At 40.1% G+C, this 19,105-nt stretch carries 17 protein-coding genes; 7 read left to right on the plus strand and 10 right to left on the minus strand.

What is annotated here, in order from left to right; all coding sequences use genetic code 11:
* Positions 1–157: 157 nt before the first annotated feature.
* On the plus strand, positions 158–1,756 hold the full coding sequence (locus KZP23_RS07175) for an aminopeptidase P N-terminal domain-containing protein (protein ID WP_226335413.1): 1,599 nt from the start codon (positions 158–160) through the stop codon (positions 1,754–1,756).
* A gap of 88 nt (positions 1,757–1,844) precedes the next feature.
* On the opposite strand, the gene KZP23_RS07180 is transcribed toward KZP23_RS07175, so the two are convergent.
* Entirely contained in the window at positions 1,845–2,492 is a 648-nt protein-coding gene (locus KZP23_RS07180; protein WP_394370970.1) for a carboxypeptidase-like regulatory domain-containing protein, read from the minus strand.
* A 135-nt stretch (positions 2,493–2,627) separates the two neighbouring features.
* Here KZP23_RS07180 and KZP23_RS07185 point away from each other — a divergent pair, with 135 nt between their 5' ends.
* The 4 genes from KZP23_RS07185 (at position 2,628) to KZP23_RS07200 (ending at position 6,192) form a co-directional block, all read left to right on the plus strand.
* Entirely contained in the window at positions 2,628–3,008 is a 381-nt protein-coding gene (locus KZP23_RS07185) for an ArsR/SmtB family transcription factor (protein ID WP_186755786.1), read from the plus strand.
* A gap of 11 nt (positions 3,009–3,019) precedes the next feature.
* Positions 3,020–3,715 carry a YjjG family noncanonical pyrimidine nucleotidase gene (locus KZP23_RS07190; protein ID WP_226335414.1) on the plus strand — a complete coding sequence of 232 codons (696 nt, stop codon included), beginning with the start codon at positions 3,020–3,022 and terminating at the stop codon, positions 3,713–3,715.
* 80 nt (positions 3,716–3,795) lie between these two features.
* Positions 3,796–5,427, plus strand: a complete 1,632-nt coding sequence (gene pruA / locus KZP23_RS07195; RefSeq protein WP_226335415.1) for an L-glutamate gamma-semialdehyde dehydrogenase — start codon at positions 3,796–3,798, stop codon at positions 5,425–5,427.
* Between the two features lie 141 nt (positions 5,428–5,568).
* On the plus strand, positions 5,569–6,192 hold the full coding sequence (locus KZP23_RS07200; protein ID WP_226335416.1) for a helix-turn-helix domain-containing protein: 624 nt from the start codon (positions 5,569–5,571) through the stop codon (positions 6,190–6,192).
* Between the two features lie 64 nt (positions 6,193–6,256).
* Here the strand turns inward: KZP23_RS07200 and KZP23_RS07205 are convergent, their stop codons facing one another.
* From KZP23_RS07205 to KZP23_RS07235, 7 genes are all read right to left on the minus strand, one after another.
* Entirely contained in the window at positions 6,257–6,919 is a 663-nt protein-coding gene (locus tag KZP23_RS07205) for an outer membrane beta-barrel protein (RefSeq protein WP_449506051.1), read from the minus strand.
* Between the two features lie 96 nt (positions 6,920–7,015).
* Complete coding sequence (locus KZP23_RS07210; protein ID WP_226335418.1) at positions 7,016–7,219, minus strand: hypothetical protein; 204 nt, start codon at positions 7,217–7,219, stop codon at positions 7,016–7,018.
* 53 nt (positions 7,220–7,272) lie between these two features.
* Positions 7,273–8,814 carry a glutamate--tRNA ligase gene (gltX, locus tag KZP23_RS07215; protein ID WP_226335419.1) on the minus strand — a complete coding sequence of 514 codons (1,542 nt, stop codon included), beginning with the start codon at positions 8,812–8,814 and terminating at the stop codon, positions 7,273–7,275.
* A 144-nt stretch (positions 8,815–8,958) separates the two neighbouring features.
* Positions 8,959–9,969: a PorP/SprF family type IX secretion system membrane protein gene (locus tag KZP23_RS07220; RefSeq protein WP_226335420.1), complete on the minus strand. Its 1,011-nt coding sequence runs from the start codon at positions 9,967–9,969 to the stop codon at positions 8,959–8,961.
* Between the two features lie 3 nt (positions 9,970–9,972).
* Complete coding sequence (locus KZP23_RS07225) at positions 9,973–11,769, minus strand: T9SS type B sorting domain-containing protein (RefSeq protein ID WP_226335421.1); 1,797 nt, start codon at positions 11,767–11,769, stop codon at positions 9,973–9,975.
* 671 nt (positions 11,770–12,440) lie between these two features.
* Complete coding sequence (gene lysA, locus KZP23_RS07230; protein ID WP_226335422.1) at positions 12,441–13,676, minus strand: diaminopimelate decarboxylase; 1,236 nt, start codon at positions 13,674–13,676, stop codon at positions 12,441–12,443.
* A 111-nt stretch (positions 13,677–13,787) separates the two neighbouring features.
* Positions 13,788–14,402, minus strand: coding sequence for a hypothetical protein (locus KZP23_RS07235; protein ID WP_226335423.1), 615 nt, complete (start codon positions 14,400–14,402; stop codon positions 13,788–13,790).
* Positions 14,403–14,609: 207 nt separating this feature from the next.
* Here KZP23_RS07235 and KZP23_RS07240 point away from each other — a divergent pair, with 207 nt between their 5' ends.
* Both KZP23_RS07240 and KZP23_RS07245 read left to right on the plus strand, forming a co-directional pair.
* Positions 14,610–16,310, plus strand: a complete 1,701-nt coding sequence (locus tag KZP23_RS07240) for a sensor histidine kinase (RefSeq protein ID WP_226335424.1) — start codon at positions 14,610–14,612, stop codon at positions 16,308–16,310.
* A complete protein-coding gene (locus tag KZP23_RS07245) occupies positions 16,307–17,005 on the plus strand; it encodes a response regulator transcription factor (RefSeq protein WP_226335425.1) in 699 nt (232 codons plus the stop codon). Before KZP23_RS07240 ends, KZP23_RS07245 begins: the two co-directional genes overlap by 4 nt.
* A gap of 56 nt (positions 17,006–17,061) precedes the next feature.
* Here KZP23_RS07245 and queG read toward each other — a convergent pair whose 3' ends face one another.
* Positions 17,062–17,997 (minus strand): tRNA epoxyqueuosine(34) reductase QueG, encoded by a 936-nt coding sequence (queG, locus tag KZP23_RS07250; RefSeq protein ID WP_226335426.1) that lies wholly within the window; start codon positions 17,995–17,997, stop codon positions 17,062–17,064.
* A gap of 33 nt (positions 17,998–18,030) precedes the next feature.
* Positions 18,031–19,071: a Holliday junction branch migration DNA helicase RuvB gene (gene ruvB, locus KZP23_RS07255; RefSeq protein WP_226335427.1), complete on the minus strand. Its 1,041-nt coding sequence runs from the start codon at positions 19,069–19,071 to the stop codon at positions 18,031–18,033.
* Positions 19,072–19,105: the final 34 nt, after the last annotated feature.

Here is a 19,105-nt window from a genome sequence, read left to right on the forward strand (position 1 = left end):
TATGGATAAATAAAATTGGAAACTGGTCAATGCAATGGACAGATGGCAAAAGTTTGCCGTATTTTTTTGATAATGCTAAACAGTCATTTTGTCTTTTGTGTAAAATTGATTGTAATATTAATGCCCTATATTCACATTTGAAAAAAAATAATCGCATATGAGTAAAAGGAAAATACTGTTGGCCATTTTAATTTGCCTAGGTATAAATACAGTAATGGCCCAATCCTATTTTGATGACGGTCTTGACAAATCTTTTCATCAGGGAAGAAGAGATGCATTAAGGGAAATGCTTCCTGATAATTCGGCCGCAGTAATTTTTACTGCTCCCGTCAAGAATAGATCTAATGATGTGGACTTTGTTTATCACCCCAATACCGATTTTTTTTATTTAACGGGCTATAGAGAGCCCAATGCGGTGTTGGTGGTTTTTAGTGAACCTCGATTGGTAGGAGGAAAAATGATAGATGAGGTGATCTATGTGCAGGAAAGAGATGAAAATGCTGAAATGTGGAATGGAAAAAGGTTGGGGGTCGAGGGAGTAAAAGAAAAATTAGGTTTTGAGCATGTCTTTTTGAATTCCCAGTTTTCAAGTGAGGCAAAAGTTGATTTTGGTGAATTGGACAAAATCATGACCTTTAATCTTAAAGGAATTGAAGAAAGCAATGCCAATAAAGATATGATGGTATTGCAAGCAGATTTTAAGGCTGCCAGCAATTATCCAGAGCAGATTTCGAAGGTGACCAACCAGATGTATGATTTGATCAAGTCTACCGATTTGGAAAATTCTGCTAATGTCGCACAAGTGATAGGGAGATATAGGAAATATTATCCAGAGGTGGAAAATGATAAATTGTTGATTGCGTTTGCTGATGCGGACACGCCCGAGAAGCGGATGGAAATAGCCAATAACTTGCCAGAAACTAAGATTGATGTCGCCGCTTTACCACAGATAATGACCGAATTAAGAGGTGTGAAAACTCCTGAGGAAATTGAAATGTTGAAAAATGCTATCCGTATTTCTGCGATTGGACAAGTGGAAGTGATGAAAGCATTGAAGCCTGGTATATCTGAAAGGGAGGTGCAAGGGATTCATGAATTTGTCTATAAACGCTATGGAGCGGAGGCTGTTGGTTATCCTTCTATTGTAGGGGCAGGTCAAAATGGTTGTATTCTGCATTATATTTCCAATGATTTGAGAGATCCACAGAAAAGGTTGATGTTGATGGATCTTGGTGCAGAGTGGAGGGGGTATACAGCAGATGTGACCAGGACCATTCCTATTTCAGGGAAATTTACTAAAGAGGAAAAAGCCATTTATGATTTGGTTTTCAAAGCACAGGAGGAGGCCATGTACATATGTAAGCCAGGGACTGAGTTTGGGGAGGTCAATAAAGTGGCCCAAAGGATCATTAATGAAGGTCTAGCGGAACTGGGGGTTATTGTGAGGGGGCAGCGTCACCGTTATTTCCCCCATGGAACGAGTCACCATTTGGGACTTGATGTACATGATAGAGGAACTTATGGGCCATTGAAAGAAGGAATGGTGCTGACAGTTGAGCCAGGTATTTATATTCCAGAAGGAAGTGACTGTGATGAGAAATGGTGGAATATTGCGGTTAGAATAGAGGATGATGTTTTGATTACCCAGGATGGTTTTGTTAACCTTTCTGCAGATGCCCCTAGGAGTAGCGAAGATATTGAAGCCATGATGGAAAAGCCGAGTATATTGGAAGATTGGGTATTGCCAGAATTATAAAAAGTAGCTTTTCAGCTTTAAATTGTGAAATGGAAAACGGGCTGCTTCTCTCAAAACAGCCCGTTTTTTATTTCTGTTTATGGTTTTATTAATCTTTGCTTTTTAAATCTCCCCGCTTGATGGACTTGATGAAGTTAGCCCAAGCGAATGGATTAAGTAGAGGGAATGATCTTGGGCCGTAGCGATCTTGAATTTGTTGCATTTGGCCACTTTGGAAGCTTCTGAAATTCTCATTAGGTGAGGAAGGCATTTGTTCAGCCCATCTGAGCAGCATTTGTGGGCTTAAATTTCCCTTGTCCAAAGGGATTTCATCCACTGTCATGGCCAATATGGCTTGTTTGAATTCTTCTTCAGTAGGATAGGGCATGACTTCTACTTCTCCCAAGGCTATTTCATCCTGTACCATCGTAAGAATAAGGCTGATTTTATCGTCTTCAACAGTGTCGGGTACTTTGAAGCTTTGATTTTTTAGGCCCACGAAGCTAAATACAATGCTGTCTCCTGTGGCTACAGGCATAGAAAAATAGCCAAAGTTGTTGGAGCTGGTTCCTCTGCCCTTATTGGGTACATATACGTTAACACCCGAAATGGCTGTGGTGCTATCTTCATTTAAAATAATACCAGAAAGTTGGATAATCTTTTTGTCCTGCGAATCTTGTGCGTAAGAAGAAGTGATTCCTGTCATCATCAGGAAAAACAGCAAAAATAAAGGGAGATGTAATTTAGTGATTTTCAAAATAAAGCCTTTTAAAGAGAAACGTTCCTTAAGGAAATTGGTTTAAGTAATAGCTCCCAAATTCAAATGCTATAATAGGTTATTTTCACTGCATTTTCTTAATTTCAGGGAGGTTTTCTCGTTAAAAATTATTAAATGAGACTTAAAAATATCAGTTTAAACTATGGCATGCGGGTCTTCAAGGCACTTTCTGAAGAACCCAGGGTTAGGATTATCCATCTATTGATCCAAAATAAGGAACTCTGTATTTCTGATTTGGAACATATTCTTGAATTTACCCAGACCAAGACCAGCAGGCACTTGGCCTATCTCAAAAATTCAGGTTTGGTAGGCAGCCGAAGAGTGGATCAATGGACCTTTTATTATATTTTGGATGAAGCCATTGAGATCATTAATCAAATTTTTAAGTTCATCCAAAAAGATGTGAATTTGATCCGAGATCAGGAAATTTATGAAATCCTTCTGTCCAATAGAGAATTGGCCATCAATAAGATAGAAAACACCCCTTATCGTTAAAGTTAGAAAATTTGAAAAAGTACCGCCACTTATTTTTCGATTTGGACCACACTTTGTGGGATTATGATCGAAATGTACAAGAGTCATTATCTGAATTATATGAGGTTTATTCGTTGGAAAATCTTGGAGTACCATCGAACCATGATTTTTACAAAGCCTTTATAAAGGTAAATCATGGTTTATGGGATCATTATGATAAGGGGAAAATTGATAAAATAACCCTTAGAAAGGAACGTTTCAGAAGGATTTTTGACCAGCTTGGTGCGGGTACGGTAGAAGTACCAAAAGAGATGGAGGATGATTTTATGCATCGTACTTCCACAAAGCCGCATTTATTTCCGTATTCCAAGGAAATTCTGGACTACTTAAATGAGAAATATGATTTGCATATTATCACTAATGGATTTGATGAAAGTCAAGCCAAGAAAATAGCTTCATCAGGAATTAGTAATTATTTCAAGCTGGTGGTTACCTCTGAAACAACAGGACATAAAAAGCCTGATAAGCGGATTTTTGAATATGCAATGAGGCAACTTAAAACCAATGCTGAAGAGTGTTTGATGATAGGTGATAATCCCAGGTCTGATGTGGAAGGGGCCAGAAGTGTCTCCATAGATCAGGTTTATTTTAACCCCATGGGATTGGATATAGCCGTCGAGGCAACCTATACTATTCAAGAACTCAAAGAATTAGAAAAAATTCTTTAGGTGTGAGCTCCTCCTTTTGCATAGAATTTAAGTCTGAAATTTTATCTTTGTACCAATCAGAATAAAAAACTCAAATTATTATGTTAAAAGGTTTCTTCAACATACCGGAACCGAAAAACGAACCGGTATTTGATTATGCTCCTGGCTCAGCAGAAAGAGCTAAATTACAGGAAGCAATCAGAGAGGCTCGCGCTATGGAAGTGGATATTCCAATGTATATTGGTAGCGAGGAAGTAAGGACAGGGAATAAGCTTCCACTTTCTCCTCCACATGACCATCAGCACATCCTTGGATATTTTCATGAAGGTGATAAGTCTCATGTTGAGCAGGCGATTAATGCTGCTTTGGGCGCTAAAGAAGCATGGGAAACTATGGAATGGGAGCAAAGAGCTGCTATTTTCTTAAAAGCTGCCGATTTGATCGCTGGACCTTATAGGTATAAGATGAATGCTGCTACGATGTTGGGGCAATCAAAAAATGCCTATCAGGCGGAAATTGATTCTGCTTGTGAAATCGTGGACTTCTTGAAGTTCAATGTCAAGTACATGACGGAAATTTATTCCCAGCAGCCTCCGATTTCCGGAAATGGCGTTTGGAATAGGACTGAACAACGTCCATTGGAGGGTTTTGTCTTTGCCTTGACTCCTTTTAACTTTACTGCTATTGCGGGAAACTTGCCTACCGCTCCAGCTATGATGGGGAATACAGTAGTTTGGAAACCTGCCTATACCCAGATTTATGCTGCTCAGGTGTTGATGGAGGTGTTCAAAGAAGCAGGGGTACCTGATGGCGTGATCAACTTGATTTATGTAGATGGACCAGCTACCGGTGAAGTAGTGTTCAATCACCCTGACTTTGCAGGTATTCACTTTACAGGTTCTACGGCCGTGTTCCAGACAATTTGGAAAACTATCGGTGAAAATATCACGAAATATAAATCCTATCCTAGAATCGTTGGTGAAACAGGCGGTAAGGACTTTATGATTGCTCACAAATCTGCCCATGCTAAGCAATTTGCTACAGGATTGGTAAGAGGTGCGTTTGAATTCCAAGGCCAGAAATGTTCTGCCGCTTCCCGTGCTTATATTCCGTCTAACCTTTGGGAAGATGTGAAGAAGTACATGGTGGAAGATCTCGCAAGCATTAAAATGGGCGGAACTGAGGACTTCGGCAATTTTGTCAATGCAGTAATCGATGAGAAAGCATTTGATAGGATCACCAAATATATCGATAATGCCAAAGCTGATGGTCTTGAAGTGATCGCCGGAGGTAATTACGATAAATCAAAAGGCTATTTTGTAGAGCCAACAGTATTGTTGACCAAGGATCCAATGTACACAACCATGTGTGAGGAGATTTTCGGTCCAGTATTGACCATTTATGTGTATGAGGAAAATAATTTTGAAGCTACCCTTGAATTGGTAGACCAAACTTCTCCATATGCACTTACAGGGGCTATATTCTCTCAGGACAGGTATGCTGCTCAGTTGGCCACTCAGAAATTGAGAAATGCTGCTGGTAACTTCTATATCAATGACAAGTGTACAGGAGCAGTAGTTGGACAGCAGCCATTTGGTGGAGCCAGGGCTTCAGGTACCAATGATAAAGCTGGTGCCATGATCAATATGTTGAGATGGGTATCACCAAGAACCATCAAAGAAACATTTGTGACTCCTACGGATTACAGATATCCTTTCTTAGGGGAGGATTGATAAATAAAGATTAATAGATAATTGTCTAAAACCATCCGCCATGGCGGATGGTTTTTCTTTTATTTGGACATGTGACATAAATGACGCAAATATGTCACTGTTCTGACGCAACACTTTTATCGGTTACTAAATACTTTTGAGATGAACAAAACAGATGGAAAAATGCAAAACTTAACTTTAGGACAAAGGGTGAAAAATCTTAGATCTGCAGCTTGTTTATCTCAGGAGGAATTAGCTGAAATATCTCAAATTAGTCTAAGGACTGTTCAAAGATTAGAAATTGGTGCAACTACTCCACGTGGAGATACTTTGAAGCGTTTGGCTGCAGCTTTGAAAGTTACAACTGATGACCTTTTGGAATGGAGAACAGAGGAAGACAGGGGTTTTCTTAAGCTAATGAACCTAGGAAGTCTAGGCTTTTTGTTTTTTCCAATTCTAGGTATTGTGATCCCTTTGGTTTTATGGATCAAAAAAATGGATACCGTTCAATTTGCAAAGGAGATTGGTAAGTCAATTCTAAATTTTCAAATAACTTGGTGCGTATTTTATTACGGGATAAAATTATTGATGTGGTTGACTACGATAGTTTATTATAGAAGTACGGATGTCATCTCTATAAACTTTTATGAGGCATTATATTATTATCGAATTATATTCTTATTTAGTTTTTATGGCTACAATCTTCTTATTATCCTTTGGAATGCCAGACTTATTCATTTGAGAAATAAAGTATGGTATAAGCCGGTTATACGATTTTTGAAATAAAAAGCCAATTGGAAAAGGAGATAATAAACTTGTTACCTTATCCGAATATTTGGGAATGACTAGTTTATTTCCTTTTTGCTACTTGGAAAAGATAAGAAAGGGTGAATTCTATATTTGTTCCGGTCATATCAAAGATTCTGCCTTGACCTTCTGGTCGGCCAAATTCATAAGATGCGCGAACGTCTGCTGCTATGGTACTTATACCAAATACCTTGGAAATTCCCGCTCCTGCAGTGAGGCCGTACATGAGTTTTTTTGGATCATCGCCTTCCTGTCCATAAGTAGGGAGAATGGGGATCTCTTCATTGGGAGCTTCAAATTCCCTTTTGACATCAGTGGCCTTGAGGAGTCTTCCAAAGTGTGGTCCCATCTTGATATGAAAGCGCCCAGATCTTCCAAAGTAGAAATTGGCCAAAACCGGTACTTTGAAATAATCAAAATGGGTTTCATTAGTAGCTGTTTCGTCCTCATTATATTCTATGAATCCTGTAGTCACTTTCTGGAAACTTACTTCTATACCCGCATGATCCTTATAGAAGTGTTCAAAGACAAAGGCAAAGGTTGGTTGGTTTTTTACTCCATGTACCTTGACTTTGGGTAGAGAGGCTAGGGATCGGTAAGTCATTCCTGAATAACTAAGTCCACCCCTGATTCCGATATTGGTCTGCGCAGAAGCATTATTGCTGCTGTTGATCAATAAGGTAAGGCTTAACACAATGCCCGAAATCCAAAAGAAATATTTGTTAGATATAGGGTTCAAATTAACGAAATTGAAGACTGCTGGGTAATATTAAAAAGAGAAAGAATAGCTCGCAGATGTGAGCTATTCTTTTTTGGATTTTTTGACCTCGTCCAAATCGTCCCGGTCTTTGAGTTTTTTATCTTCTACATTTTTGTTCAGAAACTCATTGATTTTGTCAATGGAAAAAGAACTTGAGATTTCCCCAAATGAATTGATATTCATCTTAAAGCCTTCCAGTTCTGGGTTTACTTTGGGGTTTTCCTCCTTTTTAGGTTTTTTAGCCATGACTTTCCTTTCGTTTTTAACCAGTGATTATCATTATGCTGGTTGTGAATGAATTAATTTGCTTTTACTTCTAATGTATTTAACGCAAAATCAATCCTTTTGATTAGTTCATCTTTACCAATGATCACAAATACCTCCATAAGATCAGGTCCTGCACCTACTCCAGTAGTGGCTAATCTTACCGCTTGCATCACCTTGCCCAATTTGATTTCATTGGTTTCAGCTGCTTTTTCCAATAAAGACTTTGCACTTTCAGGAGTGAATTCACCTTCGAATTTAGCCAATTCTTCTTTGTAACTGCCCAGTACCCGTACGGCATTTTCATCCCATTTTTTGCCCGCTACTTTTTCATCAAAGGATTCAGGAGCTATCAATAGGAATCTACCTTCTTTCCATAAATCTGCAGGGAAAGTGGCTCTCTCTTTCATGATATTGACAATTTTTTCAGCCTTGGATTGGAGGATTTCAATTCCTTCTTTTTGAAGATCTTCTATGAGGTATCCTGCCAACTCTTGGTTGGATTTGGCTTTTAGGTATTGCTCGTTATACCATTTTGCCTTATTGATGTCAAATTTGGTGCCTGACTTACCGATTCTTTCTACAGTGAAAGCTTCTATAAGTTCTTCCAAATTGAAGATTTCTCTGTGATCGCCAGGGTTCCATCCCAAGAAAGCCAAGAAATTGATGAAGGCATCAGGAAGGTAGCCAGCATCCTTGAAACCAGGAGAAAGTTCGTTGGTTCGTGGGTCTGTCCAATCCATAGGGAAAATAGGGAAGCCATGCTTGTCAGCATCTCTTTTGGATAGTTTGCCATTGCCATCAGGTTTCAATAATAATGGTAAGTGGGCAAATTGCGGCATACTGTCTTCCCATCCCAAATAACGGTAAAGCAAGACATGTATAGGCGCTGAAGGTAACCATTCCTCGCCACGGATTACATGTGAAACGCCCATCAAATGGTCATCCACAATATTGGCAAGGTGGTAAGTAGGCATCCCGTCAGATTTCATCAGAACTTTGTCATCTAATGTATTTGAATGAACCATTACCCAACCACGGATCATGTCGTTTAATCTGATTTCTTCTTTTCTTGGAACTTTAAGCCGGATGACATAAGGTTCTCCAGAGGCCAGTTTTTCTTTTACCTCATCCTCAGGAAGGGTAAGGGAGTTTTTCATCTGGGTTCTGGTAATGGCATTGTACTGAGGGGAGACTACCCTAGCAGCAGTTAGCCTTTCTCTCATGGCATCCAGTTCCTCAGACGTATCAAAGGCATAGTACGCATAGCCTTTTTCTACCAAATCCATGGCATATTGCATGTAAAGTGGTTTTCTTTCAGATTGGCGGTAAGGGCCATTTGGGCCTTCCACCCATGGGCTTTCATCTGGAGTAATGCCTATCCATTCCAATGCAGACTTGATGTATTCTTCAGCACCCGGTACATAACGGGTCTGGTCAGTATCTTCAATTCTCAACAAAAATTTGCCATTGTGTTTTTTGGCAAAAAGGTAGTTGTAAAGGGCGGTGCGGACACCTCCAATATGTAGGGCTCCGGTTGGAGATGGGGCAAAACGTACGCGTACTTCTTTCGTCATCTTATTGATATTTTTCCTTTTTCTAAGGTAAAACCTTTTAAGAGAATAATCTCTAATGAATTAAAGGGCAAAGATACAAAAAAGATGGGGAAGGATGTGCAGATATCTCCCTCAATCTATTGCTTGAATAGCTAATGCCCTGTTTTAATATTTAAAGCAGGGCATTGAGCTTTCTCTGCCTCTTAAACGGGAATCACCAGCGAAAAAGGAAAATCTAAGGGATATTTCATGTGCACCACCGGAAAGGGCATTGCCCATTTTTGATAGGGTATAATCATAGCTGTACCCTATGTCAATACCGTTGTCAAAAGAGAATCCGAAAAGCCCAATGAGGGACTCGTGATTAGGGATTTCTTGTTGGGCCACTGGAATTCCTCTGTACCATAAGCCCAAAACCACTGGGTTGAGGTCAAGTTGTGTTCCGAGGTCCAGCTGCTGGAATTGCCCTTGTGTTTTGTAATTAAAGGCAAAGGTGATGCTTCTATCATTGAATGTATTCATGCCGGCTCCCAGAAGGTCAACTTTAACTCCACCATGGGCTGATAATTTCATGGGAAGTTCGCTAAGTTGATCTTCTAAAAAGCTGGTATTGGGAGTGGTTAAGTGGTGTCCTGAAATTCCAAGCCAGGCATTTTTATTATTATATAATAGGCCGAAGCTATAGTCCGCAAAACGGTGTTTGATGTCGTCGCCTAGGTTTTCACCACTCGGGCCGATGATTTGATCTGAATTTACATCTAGCTGGGAACCAAAAACAAGATTGCCAAAATAGGCGTCTCTGGACATATAGCTTACTTGTCCGCCCATGCGCAAATAGCTTTCTGCTCCTAGTTGAAGTCTGTAGGAATAAGAGGCGGCAATTTCTGTTGTGCTCAGACTGGCAGCACTTTGCTGGCTTTTGTTCACCATAAGCCCAATGCCACTGTTGATATTGAACATATAGTGGTCCATGTAGGCTGAATAGGAATTTACAGATTGGTTCAGTCCTGGCCATTGGTTTCTATAGTTCATGCCAATCCTAGTCATTTCACCTGCACCGGTCATGGCGGGGTTTAAATATATCGGGGCAGCATAAAATTGCGAATATTGGATGTCTTGCGCTTTTAACAGCAGACAGCTTATCCAGAATATGCCAAACAATAATGCCTTTTTCATCCCTTATCTGATTAGTGTGAAAATTCCTCCTTCTTCAAATACTTTATTTTCCAAATCACTGAATTGGACCTTATAGACATAATTGCCTGGTGGTAGGATGGCTCCTTTATAGCTGCCATCCCAGCCTTTTTCGTCAGCATTGTTTTGATGATATATAAGTTCTCCCCAAGTATTGAATATGCTCAGTTCGAATTCGCTGATATTTTTGAACTTAGGCATGAAATAGTCATTTAAGCCATCCCCATTGGGACTGAATGCATTGGGTATTTTAATGCTTGAGCTATTGTCTTCCACCTCTATGGTATTGGTGAAAGCGGAACTACAGCCATAAATATTGTGCACCCTGAGCGTAACTTCATACTCACCTTTTTTGACGAATTGGTGAACAGGGTTGGGCTCTTCACTGGTGCTTCCATCTCCAAAGTTCCATTCCCAAGCAATTACTTCTTCAGACGTATTGCTTTTAAATACTACTGGTTGCCTGGCTATAATGTCTTCACTGGTAGAGAATCCCTCCAATTCATAGGTGAAATTGGTTCTGGCGAGGTTGGAAGGGAAATCTCCTTTCGTAGAGCTATGGGTAATGCATCCTTTTGCATCGGTAATGGTCACGCTTATTTCCTGGGCTTGATTGAATGAAATCTCGTTTTGATTTTCGATTCCGTTATGCCACACAATTTTGTATGGAGGAAGACCACCTTCGATATTTAGCCAAGCGGTACCAGTAGCGGTGCCATTACTGCAGTCCACATTCACCATGGAGAATAGTTTGGCGTCCAAGAGGCTCGTTTCACTAAGCGTGATGTTTTTTTCGGTGATACACCCATTGCCATCGCTAATGCTAGCTGTATAAGTGCCTGGTTTGAGTTGGCTTCTTTCCTTAACGTTTTCATTGGTGTCGCTCCATTTGACAGTATATGGGGCTGTCCCGCCTTCTATCGTCAAGGAAATCCATCCATTATCAGCGCCGTTGCAACTGATATTTTGTTTTTGTACGGTTATCTGTATTTCCTGTGATTGTTGGATTTGAAAAGTTTTGTTGATGCTGCAGCCGGATGCATCTTTGATTTCCACACTGTATTCTCCACTGGAAAGTTGATTCAGGTTGTTGGTTGTTGCGCCATTGGACCAAGTAAATGCATAGGGTGCTTGGCCTCCTGTAATGTCTAGGGAGATGGCGCCCTTGTCGGTGCTTCCGCAGCTGTTGTGTTGGATGGATTCATCTATATGTATAGGGCTGCCCTTTTCTTCAATGGTGAAATAAAGTGTGGTGCTGCAATTGTACTTGTCAAAAATTTCAACTGAATGGTCGCCGGCTTCTAGATTTTCTGCTTTGGTGGTGCCTTTTAATCCATTGCTCCATTCGAAACGGTAGGGATCTCCCCTTCCTACTACTACTTTTATTTCAGCCGTTCCGTTGGCAGCACCGCAAGTAGCGGCTTCTGTTTGAAGTAATTTTCCTATTAAAGGATAAGGTGGCTGAATAAGGATCTCTTTGGTGAGTTCCAATCCATTGGCATCAGTAATGATGACGGTATACTTTCCTGCATTGAGGTTGTCTATCGATGAAGTGTATTGCTTGATAGATGGCCATTCATATTGGTAGGGAGCTACTCCCCCTGAAACGTTGAGAATAATATTTCCTTTTTCTTCATACGAGCACAATGCAAGCTTTCCACTAACCTCTACGGCAAGAGGGGGAGAGGCATAGCTTTTACTGTTTGTTCCCAAGCAGAGGCAAAGGACAAAAGTATAGAGCCAAAGAAGCCTAGACCCATGTGTGGATGGATTTTGGTGCATATGATTAACGTCGAAGAAATAATTAGTAATCCGGGTAGATTATTGCTGGTTATTTGTATTTCGAAACATTAAAAACGCTTTTCAGTATTTAGAATATTATTTTATGAACTTCACATTCAAATTATTGAAATTTGTTATTTGATGTTTCTATTTAAAAATTATAAAATAAAATATAAAAAAACAAAATAAAGTATGGATGCTGATCGTTTGGGTTCGCCTTTCAAAAAATGAAAAACGAAAGAAAACGTAGTGAAAAGCAAAAAATAAGTTTTTAACAGCAAAAGATTTGGTTCTACTTGTTTGGGTTCTAATTCTGTTATTATTGAATATTTTTTTCATGAAAAATATTTTTCATGAAAAAGTTGCTAAAAACCAGTTGCGTTGAGAAAGTTACTAGCGAGACTACTTCTTATGTTATGGTGATGCGATCGAGTTAATTGAGGAGCTTAAATGGCTGGTGATTGGTTGGAAAAGTCAGGTGTACAATGCGCTAGGAAAAAATAATAATGCAGGTTTGTTGGTCAAAAAAAGAAAAAGCTCGGAGAGTTGGCTCCGAGCTTTTGTAATTATTACTACCAGGCTTGTGCAATGGTTTATACTCATCGCTAATTTAAATATATCCTGTTAATGCTCAAAGAATTATCAGTTAATAATTAGATAAATTGATAATTCTATTTGATATCAATGTCTATTTGATGTTTTAAAATATCCTCAAAGGATTCTCTTTTTCTGATCAAATGGGCTTTCCCATCCAATACCAATACTTCAGCTGGACGAAGACGGGAGTTATAATTAGATGCCATGCTAAAACCATAAGCTCCGGCATTTTTGATGGCCAAGATATCCCCTTCTTTTACTTCTTTTAGTTTTCTGTCCGCTGCAATAGTATCTGTTTCGCAGATATAGCCTACTATGGTGTAAACCCTGTCTGGTCCATTTAGTCTGGAGATATTTTCGACACCATGGTAGGCGTCATACATCATTGGTCTGATAAGGTGGTTGAGGCCTGAGTCCACACCAATAAAGGTAGAAGCTGGTGTAGATTTGATTACATTGGCATGTACCAATAAATAGCCACATTCACTCACCAAGAATTTGCCCGGTTCAAACCATATTTCCAGGTCTCTTCCGTATTCTGTACAGAACGTTTTGAAAGCTGCAGAGACTTTTTTGCCCACATCCTGAATGTCTGTGGTAATATCGGCCTCTTTATAAGCCACTTTAAAGCCTCCTCCAAAGTCCAAGAATTTCAAATCTTTAAATTCCCTGGCAGCATCAAATAAAATTTCAGCGCCTTTTAAGAATACCTCGGCATCCAAAATATCGGATCCAGTATGTACGTGCAATCCTATTACCTGCAAGTTGTGGACCTCCACGATCTTCAATACATGTTTCAGTTGAAGAATAGAAATTCCAAATTTACTGTCAATATGCCCGACGGAAATTTTTGCATTTCCTCCAGCCAAAATATGTGGGTTGAGGCGAATACAAATAGGTACGGAATTACCATAATAAGTGCCAAAATGCTCCAGCATTGGGATATTGTCAATATTGATCATTACCCCAAGGTCCACTGCTTGCTGGATTTCCTCAAAGGAAACACAGTTAGGAGTGTACATGATCTCTTCAGGACTGAAGCCCACATGTAGACAAAGATTTACCTCCTCTATGGAAACTGCGTCCACGCCAGTACCAGCTTTCTTCATCAACTTCAGAATATTGATGTTAGAAAGTGCCTTAGTTGCATATTTTATCTTCAGGTTTACTGTAGAAAATGCACTTTTCAATGCGGCTACCTGATCTAGTATTTTTTGTCCGTCATAGACATATACTGGAGTGCCGTATTCTTTGGCGATGTCCAAAAGCGGAACACCCTGAATCTGATACTGTTCGTTGTTGATAGTCATGATATATCAATAATTAAGTGGGCAAAGATAGAAAAGGAGGGGCAACAAAAAAAGGAAGGCAAAGCCTTCCTTTTTTAAATTTTAACCTACTATAGTATTAATTTCTACTTGTCAATTTCTTTTTTTGGCTTCTTTTAGTTCTTTGATCAAATCTTCCAGTCTTCCAATGGTTTCATCCAGTTCGGTATCATCCATTTTTATTTGGCCATTTTCATCTTTTTCAAAAGCAAAAACCTCTACTTTTTTGTTATGACTAAATATTTTGGCGTTTCCACCTTCCATGGTCTCTGTGTCGAAGTGAAAATCGGGGTTGGGATATCCCACTTTTTTTTCAATGACTCTTACTCGTTTTCCATCTTCTCGTAGGATTTCCACATCGACATCATCATCTCTTTCCACCCAAGCCATATGTTTAGAAATCCCTACTCGTTTTTGATTCATTTTCATTGTCGACAGACTGATCTTTTTACCATCAATAGTGGTTTCCAGGACCAGTTTGTCATGTTGCCCTTTTGGAAGGTCTAGCTTTAATTCCTTAAAGAAGGGGTCCTTTTCCATGGTTGCTCGGCTGTCATAGGTCTTTGAAATATTTTCTTTTACACCATCTTTTTCTGCACTAAGGTTCAAGTAATATTTGGTGGGGTCTTCATCATTCTGGGCGAGAGAAACTGAAGAGATGGCAAAGCAGCAAAAGACTGCTATGATCCAATTTAATTTTGTTTTCATAGTGATTTGGGTTTAGAGGAACATTGATTTAAGGAAATGATCTATCGACTAATTATGTTATGAATTAAATCAGTAAGTTGATCAATATAAATGTACCTGATTTCGAAATAAAATTCTATGGGAGGCCTGTTAAGCCTTGTTAAAAATTGTTAAGGTTCCGGCATACTCCATATTTACGAGTAAATTTGTATCATGTCTAAGACAAAAATGAAAATAATAATTCTGTTAATGTCCCTTGCTTGTGTGGGATTGGTGGCCTTCCAATACTACTGGGTAGCCAATGCCATCAAGATCAATCAGGAGAGGTTTGAGCAGAATGTTTACCAGTCTTTGGCGGCCAGTATTGCTAAATTGGAGAAAGGAGAGACCAGTGAGATCATTCTTAATGCCATGGCAAAGGACAGTACTTTCAAGCAGGTCCTTTTCCAAAAGATAGAACCCATAGAGTTTAATATCAAGAGACAGGTTTCCATAGAGCGAAGACCTTCTGTATTGGATTCCTTGTTTAAGGAAACAGTGCCCCAAGTGTCTCAGACCTTTCGAAGAATGATTGCTTCCAGAAGTGGAAAGCCCCAGGACCAATTTGAGTTGCAAAAGTATTTTGAGCTTCCTCCTTCCATTGCCAGTCAGTTGTTTACTCCTGACGAAATGATTATCTATCTTCAGGAAAAAGAAAAATACCTGGAGTTCGTCGCCAAGCGGGACAGTTTTGCCATGGTGCAGGATTACACCTTCAATAGGGAGGCTTTGATTACCGAGGAATATAATATTTCAGAAAATGCAGCTGAGAATATTGTAAAAGCCAATAAGAAAATCGAATTGGTGGAAGTGGTGATGACCCAGTTACTGGCAGATGCAAAGGTGGGTATTTTAAACCGGGTGGACACGGCGGCCCTACACAGGGATATTAGATCACAGCTTAGTAAAAGGGGGATCAATGGCCATTTTGAATTGGCTATATTGGATCATGAGAATTCCTTGATCGGGATTAATGAAATTCAAAACCCTCAGTTCTTTTTGGCCAATGGCCTGAAAGCAGAGCTTTTTCCGGGGGACTTGGTAGGTAAGGAAAATTTTATGATGATTAATTTTCCTTCCAAAAATGCTTTTCTGATCAGTCAGATTTGGCTCCCACTATCCAGCTCGCTGGTGTTTCTATTGATTATCATCTTTTGCTTTGTCTATGCCATCAAGGTGATTATTAGGCAGAAAAAGCTTTCTGAGACCAAGAATGATTTTATCAACAATATGACCCATGAGTTCAAAACACCCATTGCCACTGTGAGCTTGGCAGTGGAGGCTTTGCAGGATCCTGATTTGATCAATCAGGATGCATTTAGGAATAGGTACTTGGGGATAATCAAAGATGAAAACAAGCGTTTGGGCAGCCAAGTGGAAAAAGTGCTGCAGGCAGCTGCACTGGACAAGAAGGATTTCAAATTGAAATTTGAACAAGTGGATTTGGTAAACCTCCTGGAAGAGGCCAAGAAGCATTTTGAATTACAGGTGGAGAAAAAGGGAGGTATCATCAAAATGGAAGTAGATGTACTGAATCCTTACTTGCAGGCAGATGCCTTTCATTTGTCCAATATCATCAATAATCTTTTGGATAATGCGAATAAATACTCCAGAGAAGAGCCGGAGATTTTGCTTAAATTGGTCGAGCATTCAGATGGATTTACCATTACTATAAAAGATAATGGTATGGGTATGTCTAAAGATTCGGTCAAGAAGATTTTTGATAAATTCTACCGTGTTCCAACCGGAAACGTTCATGATGTTAAAGGATTTGGCTTGGGATTGGCCTATGTAAAAACAATGGTGGAAGAGCACCATGGTGAGATTTTTGTTGAAAGTGAAATCAATAAAGGAAGTACATTTACCATCAATTTACCCCGAAAAAAATGAGTAAAGCTAGACTTTTGGTCGTAGAAGACGACCCTAATTTGGGAGACATCCTACAGGAATATTTGACCATGAAAGGATATGATACCACTTTGTGCAGGGATGGAGAAGAGGGCTGGAGCCAGTTCAAGAAAGATAAATTTGATCTTTGCATATTGGATATCATGATGCCCAAAAAGGATGGTTTTACCCTAGGTAAGGATATCAAAAAAATCCAAGAGGATATTTCCATTATCTATTTGACTGCTAAGAATATGAAGGATGATGTCATCGAAGGCCTGAAAATCGGTGCAGATGATTATATCACCAAACCATTTAGTATGGAGGAATTGCTCTTACGTATCGGGGCCATTCTTAGAAGGACCCAAAAAGGCAATGAGGCACCGGCAAGTTTGAAGAATTATAATTTGGGCGATTTGGTCCTGCACTATGATGAGCAGCTGTTGGAAAGTCCTCAGGGCAAGCACAAGTTGACTTCCAAGGAAAATGAGTTGCTCAGGCTATTGGCTTCTGAGCTGAACAAACCAGTGAACCGTAGCTATGCCTTAAAGCAGATTTGGGGTGATGATAGCTATTTTAATGCGCGAAGTATGGACGTTTATTTGAGTAAAATCAGGAAACTGTTAAAGGCGGATCCCAAAGTACAGATTATCACTATCCATGGTGAAGGGTTTAAGATGGTGGTAAAAGAAGAGTAATGATAAATATTGATTGATATCAAGAGGCCGGAATCAAGTTTGGCCTCGTTTTTTGTTTATTCTTTCTTTAAAAATTGGATATTCCTTTGGAGACCTTTTAGCTTAGTTCGTTTAACGGCTGATTTTTGAAATACTTTGCTGAATGTTTCTTGGGTGATTTCTTCCCAATCTTTATTGGTCATTTCCTGAAGTTCTGGATGGGGCAGAAATTCCTTTTCCTGATGGGGTTTTGAGAAGCGGTTCCAAGGGCATACATCCTGGCATATGTCACAGCCAAACATCCAATTTTCAAATTTTCCCTTCATGGAGCTAGGAAGCTCATCTTTTAGCTCTATGGTAAAATAGGAAATACATTTGGATCCATCCACTACACCGGCTTGAACGATTGCATCTGTCGGGCAGGCATCTATACATCGTGTGCAGCTGCCGCAGAAGTCTTTGGTGATGGGGGCGTCTGGGCTTGCTTCAAGGTCAATAATAAGCTCGGCCAAGAAGAAAAAACTCCCCATTTTTCTGTTGAGGAGCAAGCTGTTTTTGCCCTGCCAGCCTAGGCCGGATTTTTGGGCCCACTGGCGTTCCATCACTGGGGCAGAATCCACAAAGGCCCTTCCTTCAATGTTCCCTATGCTCTCTTTTAGCCTTTCCAGAAAGGTTTTTAGTTTGTCTTTGATTACAAAATGGTAATCCTTGCCATAGGCATATTTGGCGATTTTATAATGCTCACTTTCTTCTGGAAGCTTTTCTTCAGGATAATAATTGTATATCAAACTGACGACCGTTTGGGCCCCTTCTACCAGTTGACGAGGATCAAGCCTTTTGTCAAAATGATTGGCCATATAGCCCATTTCCCCATGGTAATTGCGGTTTAGCCAAGCTTCTAGCTTTGGGGCTTCTTCCTCGAGAAATTCCGCTTTGGCGATACCACAATACTCAAAGCCAAGATCTTTGGCCAAGTGTTTGATGATGGCGGCATTTTTCTCTAATTGATTCATGGAAAGCATCTCTTTAGGAGAATGACTTGCTGGTTATTGGTCGCCAAATAAAGGTCCGTTCTGTACACCAAAATTGGGACGGATATTAAGATGTTTATAGGCCAGTTCAGTGGCAACCCTACCCCTTGAGGTTCTTTTAAGATAGCCTTCTTGAATCAAAAATGGTTCATAGACTTCTTCAATGGTCTCACTTTCCTCACTGCAGGCAGTGGCAATGGTGGAGAGACCCACAGGTCCACCTTTAAATTTATCAATGATGGTCATGAGGATGCGGTTATCCATTTCATCCAGTCCATTTTCATCCACATCCAAAGCGTCCAAGCCCATCTTTGCGATGTCTATGGTAATGGTTCCATTTCCCTTGATGTCCGCAAAATCGCGTGTTCTACGCAAAAGCGTATTGGCAATTCTTGGGGTGCCACGACTCCTTCTGGCAATTTCATAGGCAGCGATCTCGTCGATAGGAGCCCCCAGGATATTGGCAGATCTGGTTACGATGGTCGTAAGCAATTTGGCATCATAATATTCCAAACGGGCATTAATGCCAAATCTGGCCCTTAAGGGAGAGGTCAAAAGCCCAGAACGGGTGGTAGCCCCAATGAGGGTAAAAGGATTCAAGGAAATCTGGACTGAGCGGGCATTGGGCCCGGAGTCCAGCATGATGTCAATGCGGAAATCCTCCATGGCCGAGTAGAGGTATTCCTCTACCACAGGATTGAGCCGGTGAATCTCATCGATGAAAAGCACATCCCCTTCATCCAAATTGGTAAGCAGTCCGGCAAGATCAGAAGGCTTGTCCAATACAGGTCCAGAAGTGATCTTTAAGTTACTTTCCAGTTCGTTGGAGATAATATGGCTCAAAGTGGTCTTCCCTAGACCCGGAGGGCCGTGCAGAAGAACGTGATCCAGTGGCTCTCCCCTTTTTCGGGCAGCAAGCACAAATACCTGGATATTGTCCACAATTTTTTGTTGACCGGTAAAGTCATCAAAGCTGAGTGGACGCAGGGCTTTTTCAATTTCCCTGTCGGTATGGCTCATATTTTCATTTTCGCCGCTTAGATAGTCTTCTCTCATATTCTCCTTTTTCCTTGGGTACAAATATAGAAAA

The sequence above is a fragment of the Echinicola marina genome (assembly GCF_020463795.1).
GTDB lineage: Bacteria > Bacteroidota > Bacteroidia > Cytophagales > Cyclobacteriaceae > Echinicola > Echinicola marina.